The sequence below is a fragment of the Sorangium sp. So ce693 genome (assembly GCF_051521375.1).
GTDB classification, from domain to species: domain Bacteria; phylum Myxococcota_A; class Polyangia; order Polyangiales; family Polyangiaceae; genus Sorangium; species Sorangium atrum.
The window spans coordinates 3,654,771-3,672,286 of the sequence record NZ_CP150347.1 but is presented as its reverse complement, the minus strand read 5'-3'; the positions used below and the strand labels follow the sequence as shown (position 1 = coordinate 3,672,286).

The following is a 17,516-nucleotide window of genomic DNA, read 5'->3' as shown; positions in this document are numbered from 1 at the left end:
CGCGAGTCGACGAGGTGGCAGGCGCATGGGCACCCCCGGGGCCTGTGCGAGCAGCGCGCGCCATCAGATCAGCGCTCTATCGCATCACCCCCGCCCGTCCAAGATGTTTGTCCCGCGCCCTGCCGGCCGAGCAGCGATCGAGGGCCGGGCGCGCGACGGCGACGCTCGCCGCTCGCGGCGCTCCAGGAAGCGGCGCGCAGCGCTCGCGAGGGCGCCGTGAGACCGCGAAATGCCGTTCGGTTACGGGAACTTCGCTGCGGCGAGCCGCGGGGGCGCAGCGGCGAGCGGCGCGAACCGGAGCGGGTCCGCCGCGCCGCTTGCGGGCGCTCACCAGGGGCGATCGCGCATCGTCTTCTTGTACTGCTCCTTGTAGAGGTCGTGGCACTGCTTGCAGCTCGCCTTCGCGCCGTCGACGTCGCCGGCCTTCGCCTTGGCGATGCCGGCCTTCGAGATGCCCACCCAGCTGCCCATGCCGGGCGGCGGCTTGCTTGCCACGTACTGCAGCGCCGTCGCGATCTTCGCGGCGTCGCCGCTCGAGGTCGCGGAGGCCATCGTGCTCTTCATCCAGGCCTGCATCGGGCAGAGCTTCTGGCCCTTCGCGCCGCACTCGAACTTCTTCTCGCCCGCCTGCGCAGCGCCGGTCGACGCTGGTCCCGCGGCCGCGACGGCAGAGGCAGCGGCCGTCGCCTTCGGCGCGGCCGTCTCCGCCGGCTCGGCGGTCGCCGCGGCCGTCTCCGCCGGCGCGGCCGACGCAGCGGCCGTCGGCTCGGCGGTCGCCACGGCCGGCACGGCCGCCGTCGCCGCCGGCGCGGCCGTCGTCGCCGCAGGGGCGGCGCTCTCGGTCGGCTTGCCCTCGGCCACCGCCCCCGGGGTCGCGTCGCTCCCCTTGCTATCGCAGCCGAGCGTGGCGAAAGACAGGCTCGCGAGCAACAGCGCGAGCGGCGTGATCGTTCTCCTCATGCAGTCTCCTTGGGTGATGAACGGAAGCGCTCCTGACGAGCGCGAGGCCGAGGGATGCGTGCCGCGGTCCTCGGTGCGCCGCGCAGTGTAATCGGGTCGCCGTCCGTCCGCTGCGGTCGCGCGCCCCCGCACTGCGCGGCGCTTCACTCGCGCGTGCCGGGCGTCGAGGCAAACGTCGACCACTGGAAGTTGTCGAGGAGGGCCACGGAATCGTTCCAGGGATCGCCGGTGTCCCAAAGTGCGAAGCGCAGCTCCATGATCTCACCTGGGGTGACATTGCCGTGCATGACCAGCCATCCGGTCCCGCCGCCCGCGCGCTCGCTCGAGCCGCACCAGCCGGGCTCACCGTCGAACTGGGCGCGCGGCCTCGTGGCATCGAACCCCGTCCCCCGGAGCTGGGCGATGCTCGTGCAGGTGGTCGTCGTGCCGGGGGTGGCGCCGCCGCCGCACCCGGTCGGTCCGTTCACGCACTGGGTGAAGAGCCCGGTGCCACCGAACGCGAGGTTCGTGCCCAGCGGGTAGACCGGCGCCCCGGCGGGCGGCGGGTCATAGAAGGCGAGGTTCCCGTCCGCCGGGTTCGCCGTCTCGCCTGGAAAGGGCTCGAACGTCGAGTCGAGGAGCGCCAGAAAGAAGTCGTTGAAGCGGCTGCACACCCACTCGGGATACTCGGACGAGAGGAAGAACGTCGAGACGCTGAACGCGCTCGCGTTGGTCGGCACGCGGACGCGCAGCTTCAGCATCACGGGATCGTAGGCTGTCGCGCCGCCCTGCGGGTCAGGGCACCCGGGCGCGTTCGGGAGGTTGTCGCCGTTCGCGTCGAGCCAGTCCGCGGGCACCCTGCTCGACGTCCCCATGTCCTGGCCGCCCTGGAACGGGGCGAAGCTCGGCCTCGTGTTGTTCGGCGCCGCCTCGGCCGCGGCGACGCCGGTCGAGAGCACAGCGAGCCGCGCGCCCCGGAGCGGAGCGATGCCGGAGCCGAAGCCCTGGCGGATCGACCGCTGGGCCGCCGCCGGCGCGCCGGCGCCGTCGGCGCGGTGGAAGCTCGCGGAGAGGACCCCCCACGTGCGCTGCGAGCGCGACGGCGGGCTCGCCGTCGTGGTGACGCAGAGGTCGATCGCCTTCGCGTAATCGAGCGCGGTCGCCGAGTCGCTCGTGAGCCCGGCGTCGCAAGGCGCGGTGTTGTCCGCCACGCCGTCGCAGTCGTCGTCGATCCCATTGCCCGCCACCTCGAACGCGCCGCGGTTCACGAGAGCCGGGGCGCTGCACCCGTCCGACGGGGAGTCGCAGCAATCGCCATCGCAGATCGTCCACCCGTCGCCGTCCTGATCGGGTGTGTTGTCGACGGTACCGTCGCAGTCGTTGTCGACGCCGTCGGCGCACACGTCGAGCGACGGCAGCACCTGGTGGAGGCACGGCCCCCACGAGAGGCCGCTCGGCCTGCACGTGGAGACCCCGGGGGCACAGGGAGCGACCCCCTCGGTGCCGGGCGGTCCCTCGTAACACGCCCTCGTGTCGCCCGGCGTGCACGAGCAGCGCCCGCGCTCTGCTTCATCGTGCTCGCACCCGTCCGCCGGGTCGTGGTTGCAGTCGAGGAACCCGTCCTCGCAGGCGGTGAGCGCGCACGCGCCCGAGACGCAGCCGATCCCGGCGTGCGAGAGCTCCGGACAGGCGCGACCGCACATGCCGCAGCTCAGCGCGTCCGTCTGGAGGTCCCGACAGACTCCATCGCAGCACGCCGCGCCGCTCTCGCACGGGTGCGCCGCCGAGCAGCCCTGAACGCACTCGCCCTCTCCGGTGCACAGCGCGCCCAGGGGACAGTCGCCGTCGACGATACAGGCAACACAGGCGTGCTTCGCTGGATCGCAGGTGAGCGGAGCAGCGCAGTCGGACTCGGCTTCACAGCCGGCCAGGCAGCGCTTCGCCTCGGGATCGCAATAATGACCGGGCGGGCACGCGACGGGGCCGGGCAGGCAGGCCACGCAGTCGCCCGTCTCCCTGTCGCACAGCGGGGCGGTCGGGTCCGCGGCGCAGTCGGCCGGACAATCGGCAGCGCCCTCGCCTCCGCCTCCTCGCGGCATGTCGGGGCCTGCCGCGCCGGCGCAGGACGGCGCCACACCGGACGCCAGCGCGAGCCCGACCACGGCGGCGAGCCCTCCGCTCCAGGCCAGCGGGCGGCGACGGACTGCGCGGGTTCTTGTCGACATCGGCAAGCGGCTCCCCTCCTCGGCGCGACGCACCCGAGGGGTGGCCGACCGCAAGGATCGTAGACTACCCTGTCGGTGCCTGGAACGACGGCAGATCGGCGGGGATGAGGCGCCTGGCCTGGACATCACCGATGCGCGCCGGGTGTTCGGCGACACGCGACACGCGACACACGACCGCGGCGCTCTCGGCTGCGCCGAGCGGAGGTGCGACCGGGGCGTCGCTCAGCGCGTGTGCTGGTACAGCGTGAAGGCGCCAGCGCGCTCGATCCGGCGAAATGAGGGGTGCGCCGCGGTGAACAGCGGTTTATCCGGCCGCTCGTTCCGGAGGATCACGTAATCGTACGCGACGCCATGGACATCCGGCTTGAACCACTCACCGCGGTTCGACGGCGGCGCGGGGAGACGACGCTTCAGCGTGAAGGGGAAACCCACGTTGTGCCAGCCGTCCGCGCTGAAGCCCCCGTGCAGGATCTGCACCCACGACGAGAAGTGGTTCGTGCCCTCGATGATCAGCGATTCATCGGTCCTTGGAGGCAGGGTCAAGAAGAGGACCTCGGCGCCCGGCGGGATCCGCTCCACCATCCGGGCGAACGGCTCGACCCGCTCATCGAAGCGCGCATATTTCTCCGAGAGGTGGAGCGGCAGCACGAGCGCGGCCGCCGCGGCGGGGGCCATCAGGAGGCGCGAGCGGCCCTGGAGCGGCGCCGTGATGGCCAGGAAGCCGAAGAAGCAGATGAACGGGGAGAAACGCCCGCTCACGAACCACCAGTCGAAGGGGCGAGCCAGGTGCAGCGGCACGAGGAAATAGCAGAGCGCCATCGCCGCGCAGAGGGCGAGAGAGCGATGGCGGTGCAGCCGGTCGAGGAACGAGCCGGAAGGCGGGGCCAGCTCGCGCGCGGGAAGGCTCCGGCCCGGGAGGAAACGCCGAGCGACGCCGGAGAGTCCCAGCAGCGACGCCACCGCGACGAGCACCCAGAAGAGCCGGGTGTCGAGATCACCCGATACCGAGTCGAGCGTGTACTCGGGGAACGATCGGAGCATCTCGTGCCATGGCACCCAGACGCCCTGGAACCGCGGGCCGCTCCGCAGATCGACCATGGGGCTCTTGAAGGCGACGAGCTGCCACAGGACGAGCGCGACGGCGGGCGCGAAGAGCGGCAGCGCGACGGCGATCCGCGACCACCGGGGCAGGTGGCAGAGCATCAGCACGGCGACGCAGACGTAATAGCCGAAGAGGATGAGCGGATGGCTGAGGCCGCAGCCGACGCTGAGCAGCGCGACGGCGACCCCGCGCCCGGGGCTCGGCCGATCGAGGTAGGCGTCCAGCGCGACGACGCCGACGAGCAGCAGCGCGACCCCGACGAGGAACGGCAGGAAGCCGCACGCCCAGGAGAGGCTGAAGGCCAGCGGGAAGGTGAGGAACGAGAGCCAGGGGCTGCGCCGCGTCCGGCGCGCCCAGCCGAGCGCCGCCGCCGGAATGGCGAGCACATAACCGGAGAGCACGACACGATTCGCGTTCTCGAGGCCGACGGCATAGGCGATCACGTGCGTCAGGATGTGATAGGCGCCGTACGGGGCCGGACGGAGGCTGAGCTCGTAGAAGTCCCTGAAGCGCGTCCAGGGCTCATCGAAGCTGTGCCAGATATGGACGGCCGCGAGGTGGTTCGGCAGATCGAGCAGCGGCAGGAACCGCACCCGCCATATCGGCACGACGGCCGCGACGGCGAGGAGCACGAACGTCGCGACGAACGCCCTGTCGCTCGACCAGCGCTTCTCGCTCCCGACCGCGGGAGGCGCCGCCGCGCCGGGAGGTGGGGGTGCTGGGGCGGCGGACGCGTCGGCCCGCGGCGCGGGATCGCTGTCGGGCGGGCTCGAACCGGGCATTTCCATAAGAAGTGTGGCGCTCCCCTTCCCTCCGCTGCTGCGCGAGGAGCGGGCAGACCGCGAGCGTTAGCACAGCGCGCCGCGCGGATTGCAGCGCCGCGTGTCTTCCTCTAGTTTCCCGGGCACCTCGCCGGGTGGACACGGCGCGGGGGGACGACCACTGGCCATCCGGAGCGGCACGGGGCGCTCCAGGCAGCCCTCCAGGAGACCTGAATCCATGAGGCACCTCGCTCGCGTCGCAGGCGGCGCCGCAGTCCTCCTCGCCGCCGCGACGCCGCGCGCGCAGGAGCCCGAGCCCGCGGCGGAGGAGCCCGCCGCCGCGATCGCGAGCCCGGGTGACGCGCAGGCAGGCGGGGTCGAGGCGGCCGGCGAGCCGGAAGGCGCAGCGGCGCCGGCCGCTCGGGCGAGCGCGCCCGCGCGGGAGCCACGGCCGCGCGAGGCGCCAGCGCCGGCGTCTCCGGCGGCCGCGAGCGGCGACCTCTTGCCGCCGGGCTTCCGGGAGCGGGTGCGGGTCGCGCTCGGACCGCTGGAGATCGCGCCGATCGCGCTGCTCGCGCTGCAAGCCGCGCCCTACGTGGGCGACGACGCGCTGAGCCAGGCCGGCGACAGCGCCGAGCGGCCCGGCTTCCGGCTGCGCCGGGTCCGCGCCGGGCTGCGCGGCGACGTCGCGGGGCTCGTGCGGTTCGCCATCTCGACGGAGCTCGCCGGGGACGACGAGGGGACGGCGCGAATCCACGAGGCGTGGGCCGGCGTCACGGCGGCGCGCGCGTTCGAGGTGATCGCGGGCGCGCGCACCGTGCCCTTCTCGCGCTCGGCGATGACCGGCGCCGGTGACGGCGCCCTCGCCGAGCGGCCGCTCGCCGTCCGCGCGATCGCCCCGTTCACGCAGGTCGGGATCCAGGCCGAAGGGCACTTCCAGGACCGCGCCTTCAGCTGTCACGCGGGCGTCTACAACGCCTTCCAGCGCTCGGATCAGTTCTACGCAGGTCCCTCCGAGAGCCTCGCTCCCCTCGGCAACCGCTTCGAGGGGATCGCCGTCGCCGGCCGGGTCGCCACCGAGCCGCAGGGCCCGCTCGGCCGTACGCTCCAGGACGTCGCCCGCTCGCCCTTCCGCCTCGGGGTCGGCGCCGACGGCTTCTTCAGCGACGGCGGCGCGCGCGCGCTCTATGGCGCGAGCGCCGACGTCCTGGTGCACGCCGCGGGGCTGCACGTGCTCGGCGAGGTGCTCTGGACCGGGGCGAGCCCCAAGGCGGTGCCCACCCAGCCGATCGCGCAGATCACCTCGGTCTCGTCGCTCGCGCTCGTCTTCGAGGCAGGCTACATGCTCATCGCCCGGAGGCTCGGTGTCTCGGGTCGGGTGGAGTGGATCGACCCCAACCTGGATATCGACGATGAAGGAGACAACCTCGTGCTCACCGGCGGCGTGAGCTACCACGCGTACGACGATCTGGTGAAGGCACAGCTCGAATACACGCATCGTGAGGAGCTCGGCGGGCTGTCGCTCTCGAACGACGCGCTCCTCCTGCAACTCCAGCTCTCGCTGTAGGGGAGATCTCTGTGCGGCGAACCCACCGCTCGCTCACCAGGGTAGCGCTCGTCCCGCTCGCCGCCGCCGCGCTCGCCGCCCCCGCGCTGCCGAGCTGCGGGGGCGATCGGCTGCTCCGCGCCAAGCGGATAGAGCAGCGCGCCGAGCTCGTCGGCGGCCCGGTGGCGATGGCGGACATCGGCGACTTCCTCCTCGAGAACGACCAGATCCGCGTGGCGATCCTTGGCGGGCGGGACTCGCCTGGGCCGGGGATCTTCGGCGGGGCCATCGTCGACGTCGACCGGCGGCGCGGCCGGATCGGCGAGGAGGGCGGCCAGGGGCGGGACCGGTTCGCGGAGATGTTCTCGCTCGCCAACCTCATCGTGCCCGACCCCACGGCGACCGACGTCTCCGTGCTCGCGGACGGCTCCGACGGCGCAGAGGCCGGGATCCGCGTCGAGGGAGACGGAGAGTTCCTGTTCGAGGCGATAGGCCTGCTCCGGGCGCAGGAGGATCTGCTCGGCCTCTTCTTCCCCGACGTCCGCTCCAGGATCCGCTTCCGGACAGACTACCTCCTTCACCCGGGCGATCGGTTCGTGACGGTGCGCACGGTGCTCCTGCTCGACGACAGGCCGCCGCCCGGCTGCGAGCCCCAGAGGAGCTGCGCGCCGTGCCCGAACGGGGTTCAGCAGGATCCGGGCGGCTGCCTGACCTGCGCGTGCAGCGACGTCCTGCCGCTGGACAACGCCACGGCCCCGGTCTCCGTGTTCGGCGGCATCCTCGGCGACCCGCCGGAGGCCGCGCAGGAGGCGTCGTCGCGCCGCGCCGGCATCGTCGCCGGAGATTTCGTGTTCTTCGGCAACCAGAACGACGTCTTCGCGCCCGGAGCGGGCTTCGACGAGGACACGGCGGTCCAGGACGCGTGGAACGCGGGGCGGAACTCCTTCCAGGCGCCGCTCACCTTCGATTTCGTGGCCGCGGCGGGCGGCGACGTCAGCTACGGCTACTTCACGAAGGCCGAGGAGGGCGCGGCGCCATCGGTGGTCAACGTGCCCCTCTTCGCGAGCGCGGCGACGGCGTTCTTGTCCGCCAGCCGATCGTGCCTGTTCAGCGAGGAGGACGACGCGGCGTGCGACGCCCACCGCGCGTTCAGCTACGAGCGCTACCTCGCCGTGGGCGACGGCGACGTCTCGAGCGTGACGGGCGTGATGCACCGGCTCCGCGGGACCGCGACGGGCGCGGTCAGCGGCCACGTGCTCTGGGAGGACACCCTCGAGGCCGCGCCGAACGCCCGCGTGTTCGTCTTCGCCGATCCCGATCCCGCGCGGCCCATCGCCTCGCTGGACGAGCTCGTGGCGGCCAACCGCGAGGCGCGCGGCGACGTGGGCCTCATCGACGAGATCGACGCGGATCTCGGCCTCGACCCGTCCGAAGACGGCGATTTCCGCGGCGCCCTGCCGCCCGGCAGCTACCTGCTCGTGGCGAGGAACGCGGCGGGGACGGCGATGTCGGCGCCCGTCCGGGTGAGCCTGCGGGCCGGACAGGAGGTCGCCGTGTCGCCGCGCCTCCCCGCGCCGGCGAGGGTGCGCTACCGCGTCGCGGACGAGGCAGGCCAGCGGGTGCCGGCCAAGCTCGCCTTCGCCTCGCTCGACGAGGCGGGGCGGAGGCTCCAGGGCGACGGCCGGCGCAGGGTCTACCTCGGCGACGGGCGTCTCGGGAACGGCAACCGCGCCGTCGAGGTCACGGCCACCGGCGAAGGAGAGGTCGAGATCGAGCCGGGGCGATACCGGATCACGGTGTCGCGAGGCATCGAGTACGGCATCTACGTGGAGCGCGACGTCACGCTCGCGCCGGGCCGCACGTTCCAGCTCGACGCCACGCTCGTGCGCGAGGTCGACACGAGCGGGTGGATGTCGGCCGACATGCACCTCCACTCCGAGCCGAGCTTCGACAGCGGCATGGCGCTGCCGCGGCGGGTGGCCGCCGTGGCGGCGGAGGGCGTGGAGCTCGCGGTGTCGACCGACCACGACGTCGAGACGGACTACCGGCCGACCGCGCGCGCGCTCGGTCTCGCGCCTCACCTCGCCACGGCGGTCGGGGCGGAGATCACCACGCTGGAGCAGGGGCATTTCATCGGGTTCCCGCTCGAGTACGACGAGCTCGACGTCCCGGGCCACGGGGCGCACGACTGGACGTGCGAGCCCGGCGGGGCGATCCTCGACGCGATCCGGGCCTCCGGCGACGGCACGGTGGCGCCGCTGACCATCGTCGCGCACCCGCGCGACGGCTTCTTCGGCTACATCGACCAGCTCGGCGTCGACACGTACACGATGGGCCGGACGCCGACGTTCCTCGAGGAGAACAACCCCGTCTTCCGGACCGCCAGCTGCGCGTTCGACGCGATGGAGGTCATCAACGGCAAGCGGTTCGATCTGGTGCGCACGCCGAGCGTGGCCGAGGTCGTCGACTGGAACCGCTGCCTCGCGCGGCTGAACGCCGCCGGGAGCGCCGCCGAGATCGAGGCGGCGTGCCCCGAGGTGGCGGGCTGGCTGCGAGCGCCGTGCGCGGCGGCGTCCGCGCCGGGCGGCGCCCCAGGCGCAGGCGCGGCTGGCGTCGCTCTCGCTCTCGCTGTCTCCGACTGCAAGCGCCGCGCCCGCACCGAGCTCGCGTGGGCGCTGATGAAGCGCATCCTCGCCCGGACGCCCGACGAGCAGGCGAAGAACTGGGGCTTCTCCGGAACAACCTCCGACAGCCAGGAGCTCTGCGGGCCCGCGGCGCTCGGCGGCGATCCGGTCCCCGAGGACGCGCGCGACGCGCCGTGCACGTACCGCGCAGGCCAGGTGGACGACTATTTCCGCTACCTCGAGCGGGGCTTCGCGCCGGCGCAGATCGCCAGCAGCGACAGCCACGACGGGTCGAAGGAGCCGGGCTTCCCGCGGACCTATTTCCGGAGCGCGACCGACTCCCCTGCCGCCCTCGAGGCGCCGGCTGCGGTCGAGAGCTTGCGGGGCGCGCACGCCTTCGCGACGTACGGCCCCTTCATCCGCGCGACGATCCGCGGCAAGACGTATGGTGAGGTGGCGGCGGCGAGCGCCGGGGAGTCGCTCGAGCTCCTGTTCGACGTCCAGACGGCGAGCTGGTTCGGCGTCGATCGTGTGGAGATCTACCTGAACGGCCGGATGGTCCGCTTGCTGGAGCCGGCCATGCCGCCGAGCGCGATCGTGGACGTGCGCGGCAAGGTCACCTTCACGGCGCCGGATCGCGACTCCTGGGTGGTGATCATCGCCATGGGGCTCGAGGACAGGAACCTCATGAGCCCTGTCTCCCTGGACGTCCCCTTCGGTGAGATCCAGCTGTCCCGGCTGGCCGGCGACGCGTTCGGCAGGATCCCCGCGCTCAGCGCCCTGTTCGCGCCCACGCCGACGGTGCCCGACTGGTCGCCGGTCCCGCCCTATGCGATCACGAACCCGATCTACATCGATGTCGACGGCGACGGCCGCTACGACGCCCCGCTGGCGAGGCCCGATTTCTGCTCTCGTCCCTGCGATCCGGACGTCCTCGATCCGGACCAGTGCCCCGCCCAGCAGGTTTGCCTGACGGAAGAGGCGGTCTGCGGCTTTCCGATCCCCGGCAAGTGCGACCATCGTCGCCCGGCGCTCGCGCACCGCGACGACTGAGCGCCGGTCCCCGGGAGCGCGCTTGCGTGGGACGCGCCCGCGCGGCCGGGTCGAACCCGGCCGGCGCTCAGGAGACGACGTTTGCGTGCACATGACGGGGCACGTGCACGCAAACGTCGCTTGATCTCGGGGGGAGAATAGGCCGGCCGCTCCGGCCGGAGCTTAGCGGCCCTCGATCGACTGCGACTTGATATGGAACTCGACGCGCCGGTTGCGCTGCCGGCCGTCCGGCGTGTCGTTGGACACGAGCGGCCGGCGGGAGCCGTAGCCGACGGAGGTCAGCCGCTCCGACTGAATGCCCTTGTTGATCAGGTAGACCCTGACCGCGATAGCGCGGTTGTGCGCGAGCCGGTCGTTGTAGTCGATGGTGCCCTGGTTGTCGGTGTGCCCCTCGATGCTGAGCAGCTTGATCTCGGGGTTCGCCTTGAGCAGGCGCACCACCTCGTCGAGGATCGGATAGCTCTGCGGGAGGATCCTGGAGCTGTCGAACTCGAACTCGACCTGCTTCATGATCTCGATCTCGGCGGAGCCCGTGATCCTGCGGATGTAGAAGGGGCAGCCGTTCTTCTCCGGGTCTTCGACGACGACCTGCCCCGGCTCTTTCGGGCACTTGTCCTCGGCGTCGGGGATGCCGTCCTGGTCCGCGTCTTCCTCGGGGCAGCCGTCGCGATCGTCGATGCCGTCCTTGTCCTCGGGGTCGTCCGGGCACTTGTCGACGACGTCGGGGATGCCGTCGCCGTCGCGGTCGGGCATGTCCGGACATCCGTCGCTCGGCTTGGGCTGCTTGCCGTCCTCGGGGTCCTCCGGGCAGAGGTCGATGACGTCGGGGTAACCGTCGCCGTCGGTGTCCTTCTCCGCCGTGATCACGTAGTTGAAGCCGGGCGAGCGGGCGTCGGAGTCGGCGATGCCGAACGAGCCGCCGACGAGGGCGACCCCCCGGAAATCGGGCGCGTAGCCGCCGCTCATGCGGGTGCCGACGCCGGCGCCCACGTAGACCGCCTTGTCCTTGGTGAGGAACATCTTGCTGTTGAGCTGCCACTCGATGGGCGAGGCATCGAGCTCGCCCGCGGTCTCCTTGAGGAGGCCGAACGAGCCGAAGATCTCGGCCCCGAGGCGGAGCTTGCCGTCGAGGAGCGGGACGTAGCCGCCGACGCCGTACGTGAGCTCGCTGCCGACGACGAGCTCGTGGAGCTGCACGCGCGGCCGGATGGCGACGCCGGTGTTCAGGGTGACGAAGAAATCCTTGAAGTCGTACTCGGCGCCGAGGCCGAACGAGCTGCTCACGCCCCGGTCGCCGGCGAAGGAGTAGTTGTTGCCGATGGGCACGAAGACGGCGCCGGTGACGCCCAGCCGGAAGCGGCGCTCGTCGAGCTCCAGGGCCACGAAGCGCGCGTCGACCCGGAGGTCCATCGGGGAGGCGGTCTTCAGGTCGACGCTCTGGTTGAGGCCGATCTCGCGGTGGTAGGTCTGGTTGCCGTCCTGGAAGAGGACGATGGGGAACGAGACCTGGAGCGCGCCACGGCCGAGGATCTCGACGCCCGCGTTCAGGTAGGTGATGAGCTGGGCGGTGACGGGTCCGTCGCCCTCGATCCGCTCCTCGACGGCGAGGTTGTCGACGTAGTTGTCGTCGCGGAGCGGGTGGACCGACATCCCCAGCCCGAGCTGCCCGAAGAAGCGCGTCCGTTCCCCCATGTGCGGACGCCAGACGCCGATCCCGTCGTCGGGGGCGCCGGCCATCCTGAGGCGATCGAGGTAGAAGGTCCGGTCCTGCGCGCGGGCGGCGGAGGGCGCCAGCGTGGCGAGGGCCGGTGCGGCCAGGGCCGCTGCGGTCAGCGCGCAGCGAAGGCGCGACGGGCGTCGCGGCGCACGGCCCGGCAGGTTTCGTCGATCCATCACGGTGAGCTGTCCTCCAAGCAACGCTCGAAAAACGAGGTTGACGCGGGCGTTCCGCCGCATGCGGGCCGGCGTCCGGGCGGGAGACTACTCGGGCCGGGGGAGGATGTCTCCTGGGTCGAACCAGGGGGTGCGAGGACCGCCGCCGAAGACGGCGGCTGTGTCCGGGGCGCGCGGGGTTGAGGCGGCGGGCTGGCGCGCGGTGCCTCCGCGACCTCGGCACGGTGTGTAGCGTGGGCCGCATGTCGACGGTAAAAAGGCGGCGCACGGGCCACGACGCGGGCGCGCGGATGGCTCCGCTGGCGATCGCGGCCGGGATGACGGGCTGCGGCCTGGTGCTCGGGCTCGACGACTTCAAGGACGCTCCGCGGGCGAGCGCTGGAGGAGACGGAGCCGGCGGTGACATCGACTCGAGCTCCGGCGCAGGAGGTTGCGAGCACGGCACGCGCGACTGTGTCGGCGATACGCCCCGGCAGTGCGCAGATGGGGAGTGGGTTCCCCAGCGGCCTTGCAGTGGAGAGGCGCCAGTCTGTGCAAAGGGCCGATGTGTCCCATGCACCGAGGGCGAGCGCGGGTGCGCAGGTGAGAAGCCGCGGCGATGTGAAGGGGGCGCATGGGTCGAGGAGGCGCCGTGCGCGCCGCCCTTCCCGGGGTGCCGCGACGGCGTGTGCGTCCCGACCAGCTGCCAGGGCGGCGACGCGCCTGGCACGGGAGTGAGCTGCGGGCCCGACGGAGACGCGGATTGCTGCGCCGCTGACCTCGTGCCGGGAGGCACGTTCTACCGGAGCAATGAGGAGAGCTATCCAGCCACCGTCAGCGACTTCAGGCTCGACAGATACGAGGTCACGGTAGGGCGATTTCGGGCGTTCGTGGAGGCGCTCAAGGGGACGCGCAGAGAACCCCCGGCGCTCGGAGCCGGGGAGCGACCAGGCGTGACCGATAGCGGGTGGCAATTCGAGTGGACATCTTCGCTCACAGCAAACACCGAGCAGCTCAAAGCACAGCTAGAATGCCAGTACTACCCGACATGGACCGCCGAGCGGGGCCCCAACGAACACCGGCCGATGCATTGCGTCACGTGGTACGAGGCCTTCGCATTCTGCGCATGGGACGGGGGCTACTTGCCCACCGAGGCCGAGTGGAACTACGCCGCCGCCGGCGGCGCGGAGCAGCGGGTGTATCCGTGGGGCGCCTCGAGAGAGCGCGGGTTCGCCGCCAACGAGTGCAGAGGAGACGGCTCCTCCAGCGGATGCAGCGTAGCCGCGTTCCTGCCTGTTGGCTCGTTCTCACCGTCCGGCGACGCGAGGTGGGGCCATGCTGATATGCTAGGAAACGTCTCGGAGTGGACCTTGGACTGCAACGGTGGTTATCCGATGCCGTGCGAGGACTGCTCGAACCAGGGCTGCTCGGGCTCATCGGGATACGTGGTTCGCGGTGGGAATGCCATCGTAACGCTCTATGATACGACGTTCAGAAACAGCGAAGACCCCACAAACCGGACCCAGGGCGTGCGCTGCGCCAGAAAGATCCATGAAGAGTGACAGAACCGGCCGAGGCCGAAACTTCAGACGTCAGCGCCGACGGCCGCGTATGAGAGCGGCGGACAGAGATTGACACAGGCGTTCCACCGCACGCCGATCGGCCCGCGGAATAAAGTCGCTAGACATCTCGCGCGTCGAACCACGAGGAGTGCTGTGGGATGGGACCACTGCATCCACGGTGCGCGGCGGTCGGCCGACGGGGTAGCCGGACACGCGGGCGTCCGCAGCAGGCTGTGTAGGATGAGCCTGTGGTGGCTCATTTGCTGTACCTCCCGACCGATTCCGGCGCTCGATACTGCGCATAGCGCTATCGCCTTGCTACCGCCGAACCGAACGTCAAATCAATCAACGGCTGTATTACAGAGCCGTCCTCTGGATCGGGGTTCTCCGTCTTCGACTTGCCGAAGAACACAAAAATGGCGTCATCCTGCGGCGCAGCGACCGTGAGATCCGAGAAGCCATCGCCATTCACATCCCCCGAGGAACCTAGGACCGGTCCAAATCCATCACCATTGACCGGTCTATGAAATGCCACGTCCGCGCTGCCATTCAGCATCGTCCCCGAACCGCCCATGTAGATGTATACCGTCCCAGGGTCATTACTGTAATCGCTCGTACCGACAGCGACGTCGCCAAACCCGTCCCCATTCATATCCCCGGCGGACGCGACAGCCAGACCGAAATTTGTGCGCGCCTTTCCCTCGAGCGTCAAGTACGGTGCAGGTTTCAATCCATCTGGCCCGCCGATGTATATATAGCTACGACTGAGACCATGTGACCCGACGATCACATCCCCGAATCCATCTCCATTCACATCGCCTGCCCCGGCGATCGCAGAACCGAAATTCGAGTCCTCCATGGGCGCGGCGAGCTCGATGTCTGGGACTGCATCGAACCCAAGCCCTGTCCCCCCGAAGTACAGCCCCACCGCTTGATGCCCCAGAGAGTCACGAGGCTGAAACGATACCATCACATCGGAAAGACCGTCGCCATTCACGTCGCCTGCCGATGCCACCGCTGCAACCACGCTCGACGCATTCACATCAAGAGAGAGCGATATCGGATCCGCAATACGCTCTGAGGAGTCCCCGCGATAGAGGTATGCATAAGGTCCTCCCAACTCTCCTACGATGATATCGTCAAATCCATCCCCATCGACGTCTCCAGCCGCGGACAGGGTTCCGCCAAACTCGACCCCCTCTTCCAAACCATGTCGAAGCTCCCATGGCACGCCCGAGAAAATATCGCCGCCGTCGCTAAAATAGACCCATGCGTCACCGGTCAAGTGGTCGCTGAAGGGCGCCCCTACCAGGAGGTCAGCGAAGCCGTCACCGTCGACATCGCCCGCGCAAGAAAGCGCCGTACCAAAGCCGGCAACCGAGTCAGACGGCCTTGTCTTTGTACCGTTGGATGCTGCATCGAACTCTACTCCGGCGGATCCATAGTAGAAGTACACAGCATTGATGTCATTCCTGGTAACCGAGACAGCGCCTACGGCCACATCATCATACCCGTCCGCGTTAAAATCACATCTTACCCGACCGACATTGAACCACCACACAGGAGAGAACGAAGAGCAGTCCCCCTGTGAACAGGCCCGCACCCGCCAATAATAACGTCTTCCCACAGGAGGAAGCAGCTCGCCTTGCAGATCTGAATCGATCTGGTACTCGGCTCGCTCGGTAGTGATCGTTACAACATCAGCCATCGTCGGGTCGGTGCCATACTGGAGTTCGTACTCGACAGGGCGGTCCGTCATCCCCGTCGACGCCTCCCACGCGAACCTTGGACGTCGCGACCCGCTCTTCCGCATCGTGCCAACATCTGCGCCGTTCATGGGCATTCTGGGGACAGGCACCGTCAGGGCCAGACCAGGGTCTGCACCGCCCGTGGCCGTCGAGGCGCCGCCGCCTGAGTCCGCAGACATCGCCATCGAACCGCTGCCCCCAGCGCCTGCAGCATCGGCAAACTCATCGAGGCCGAGAATCAGGCTGCAGCCGGGTGCCCAGCCGAGAAGCGCAACCGACACCACGACCGATGTCGCATGGGTCTTGTTCATGCGTTCTTCCATTCATGCACTGGCCGTCAGGGCAGACTCAGGCACTGTCGCGCGGACGTCATTATTTCGCCGGCTCCACACCGCATTGCCGCCAGAGCGATGAGCCTTGCGAATCACCCGAATTATAATGATGGCCGCCCCAGGCGTGTCTCAAGCTTACTTCCAAAACACCCGAGAACACACCCGAGGCCGTCTAGTAACGTGAAGCGCACTACAAAATCAACTCATCCGCTGGTTACCACGACATCACGAACATCCTCTGCATCACAGAGGATCTACAGGAATCGTGATCTGGTTAATCGGCTGGAATCCAGCGCCTGCCGGGTACGCATATGAGACCTCGAGCGAACCTGAAATGGCGCCCCATCCCCAGACAGTGACGCCAAATGGGAGCTCGCTCGACATCACGTGGCGCCCGTTGATGCAGTCGCCGGTGCCCTCAAAATTCCCGCTCACCAGCTGAACACGCGTATACTCGTAGTCTCCAATCGGCTCCCATCCGGAGAGCTTCCCCATGCAGTCCAGGGTCACATCTGCGAACTTGCCGTCACGCTTCGACTTGGTACGCACAACATTCAGGCTGGTCTGTGGGTATGAGGGGTCCGTAAACAGAACATAATAATCCAAGAACTGAGACGGAGGAATGACATTGACCCATTCCGGATCACCTACCCGCTGAAAGCTCTCGCCTCCAGTCATGTAACCACCAAAATAGAACGGATGCTCCCCGTTCTGACTCCGCACAACGAAGGGACCGGCTGCGCTGAATTCGACAACGTCACCGAGTTTAAGCGTGTCAGGAGCCCCCTCTGGCTTCGATGGCTCCCAGTTCAGTTTTGTACCGTCGACCATGCCGACCAGGCGCCACGGAGGCGCTTCTTCGACGCCCTCTTCCCGCCCCTGATAACGCACCGCCACATACTCGCTTCCTGTCGCTCGTACTGGCGCAATCTGCTGATGCGCCGAATCGCAGTCCGCGGCTTCAAGCGGAACGTTCATGCAGGAAGAGGCCCCAAACACACCAACGGGCTTATCCGACGAGATCGGGCTGCCTGTAAGCTCAGCATCCTGAGAAATCTGCAAAAACTCACCCTTGTTCAGGGTATATGTTACTGGCATTCCCTTCGTAGCCGGAGCGACCACTGGATTATCGACCGGCCCCGCACCTTTGATATCTTCCCTAGGAAGGAGGGTAACCGATGTATTGTCTTCGCGGGCCACGATCTCCAATGACGGCAGCCCATCGGTGTTCAACGGAGACACCGGATAGGCATTAACGGCGACATAGTTCGTGTCCCACGAGCTCGTGGGCAACAGCAGAGTCGCCGAAGTGTAGCTGGTCGGGCCTCCACCATAGGGGGCGATCTGGTACGCAACCGCGGGGTAATCCGTGGTTATATGGAAACCCGAACCGCGCCCTGTACCGGCGACACCAGTCTCAGCCCTCATCGCAGGTTCTTTGGGGCAATCCAGCAGACCGCCGCTACTGCGTGACAAGAACAAGACAGCGACCTCGCCAACACCAAGCCCCACATCAGGATTGTATGGCTGGTATACGATCTGGCTCCCTTGCCCCTGTGGGATGAAGGCAAAGTCCTCAACGGGCAACGTCTCGCCGTTTCGTTGCACCGTGAGCTTTACCTCCTTTTCCCATGTATTGGCGATAACCGCCGCGAAGCAGGCTCCCTTCGCCTCCGCCCGCTGCGCGGTCTTCACCGCCCAGAAGTCGCACCCGTACGAGCTCTTCGACTGCTCCGCCGCTTGGCACGGGTT

Annotated in this window: 9 protein-coding genes; 3 read left to right on the top strand and 6 right to left on the bottom strand. The window is 69.0% G+C overall.

Translation table 11 applies throughout. From position 1 onward, the window contains the following. Window positions 1-327: 327 nt before the first annotated feature. The 3 genes from WMF14_RS14045 to WMF14_RS14035 form a co-directional block, all read right to left on the bottom strand. Window positions 328-960 (bottom strand): hypothetical protein, encoded by a 633-nt coding sequence (locus WMF14_RS14045; protein ID WP_437801460.1) that lies wholly within the window; start codon window positions 958-960, stop codon window positions 328-330. Window positions 961-1,103: 143 nt separating this feature from the next. Then, window positions 1,104-3,164, bottom strand: coding sequence for a MopE-related protein (locus WMF14_RS14040; protein ID WP_437801459.1), 2,061 nt, complete (start codon window positions 3,162-3,164; stop codon window positions 1,104-1,106). Between the two features lie 222 nt (window positions 3,165-3,386). Beyond that, a complete protein-coding gene (locus tag WMF14_RS14035; RefSeq protein ID WP_437801458.1) occupies window positions 3,387-5,054 on the bottom strand; it encodes a hypothetical protein in 1,668 nt (555 codons plus the stop codon). A gap of 211 nt (window positions 5,055-5,265) precedes the next feature. Here WMF14_RS14035 and WMF14_RS14030 point away from each other — a divergent pair, with 211 nt between their 5' ends. Then, entirely contained in the window at window positions 5,266-6,594 is a 1,329-nt protein-coding gene (locus tag WMF14_RS14030) for a porin (protein WP_437801457.1), read from the top strand. 11 nt (window positions 6,595-6,605) lie between these two features. Further along, complete coding sequence (locus WMF14_RS14025) at window positions 6,606-10,250, top strand: PHP domain-containing protein (RefSeq protein WP_437801456.1); 3,645 nt, start codon at window positions 6,606-6,608, stop codon at window positions 10,248-10,250. Between the two features lie 162 nt (window positions 10,251-10,412). Here WMF14_RS14025 and WMF14_RS14020 read toward each other — a convergent pair whose 3' ends face one another. Further along, on the bottom strand, window positions 10,413-12,143 hold the full coding sequence (locus WMF14_RS14020) for an OmpA family protein (RefSeq protein ID WP_437804205.1): 1,731 nt from the start codon (window positions 12,141-12,143) through the stop codon (window positions 10,413-10,415). A 761-nt stretch (window positions 12,144-12,904) separates the two neighbouring features. Between WMF14_RS14020 and WMF14_RS14015 the strand changes: the two genes are divergently transcribed. After that, a complete protein-coding gene (locus WMF14_RS14015) occupies window positions 12,905-13,684 on the top strand; it encodes a formylglycine-generating enzyme family protein (protein ID WP_437801455.1) in 780 nt (259 codons plus the stop codon). Between the two features lie 307 nt (window positions 13,685-13,991). On the opposite strand, the gene WMF14_RS14010 is transcribed toward WMF14_RS14015, so the two are convergent. Both WMF14_RS14010 and WMF14_RS14005 read right to left on the bottom strand, forming a co-directional pair. Further along, window positions 13,992-15,743, bottom strand: coding sequence for an FG-GAP-like repeat-containing protein (locus WMF14_RS14010; protein WP_437801454.1), 1,752 nt, complete (start codon window positions 15,741-15,743; stop codon window positions 13,992-13,994). 264 nt (window positions 15,744-16,007) lie between these two features. After that, entirely contained in the window at window positions 16,008-17,459 is a 1,452-nt protein-coding gene (locus WMF14_RS14005) for an IgGFc-binding protein (protein WP_437801453.1), read from the bottom strand. Between the last annotated feature and the right edge of the window lie 57 nt (window positions 17,460-17,516).

Excerpts from the sequence above, each read along its gene's own strand:
- WMF14_RS14045 (WP_437801460.1), bottom strand. The coding sequence starts at position 960 with ATGAGGAGAACGATCACGCCGCTCGCGCTGTTGCTCGCGAGCCTGTCT.
- WMF14_RS14040 (WP_437801459.1), bottom strand. The coding sequence starts at position 3,164 with ATGTCGACAAGAACCCGCGCAGTCCGTCGCCGCCCGCTGGCCTGGAGC.
- WMF14_RS14035 (WP_437801458.1), bottom strand. The coding sequence starts at position 5,054 with ATGGAAATGCCCGGTTCGAGCCCGCCCGACAGCGATCCCGCGCCGCGG.
- WMF14_RS14030 (WP_437801457.1), top strand. The coding sequence starts at position 5,266 with ATGAGGCACCTCGCTCGCGTCGCAGGCGGCGCCGCAGTCCTCCTCGCC.
- WMF14_RS14020 (WP_437804205.1), bottom strand. The coding sequence starts at position 12,143 with ATGGATCGACGAAACCTGCCGGGCCGTGCGCCGCGACGCCCGTCGCGC.
- WMF14_RS14010 (WP_437801454.1), bottom strand. The coding sequence starts at position 15,743 with ATGAACAAGACCCATGCGACATCGGTCGTGGTGTCGGTTGCGCTTCTC.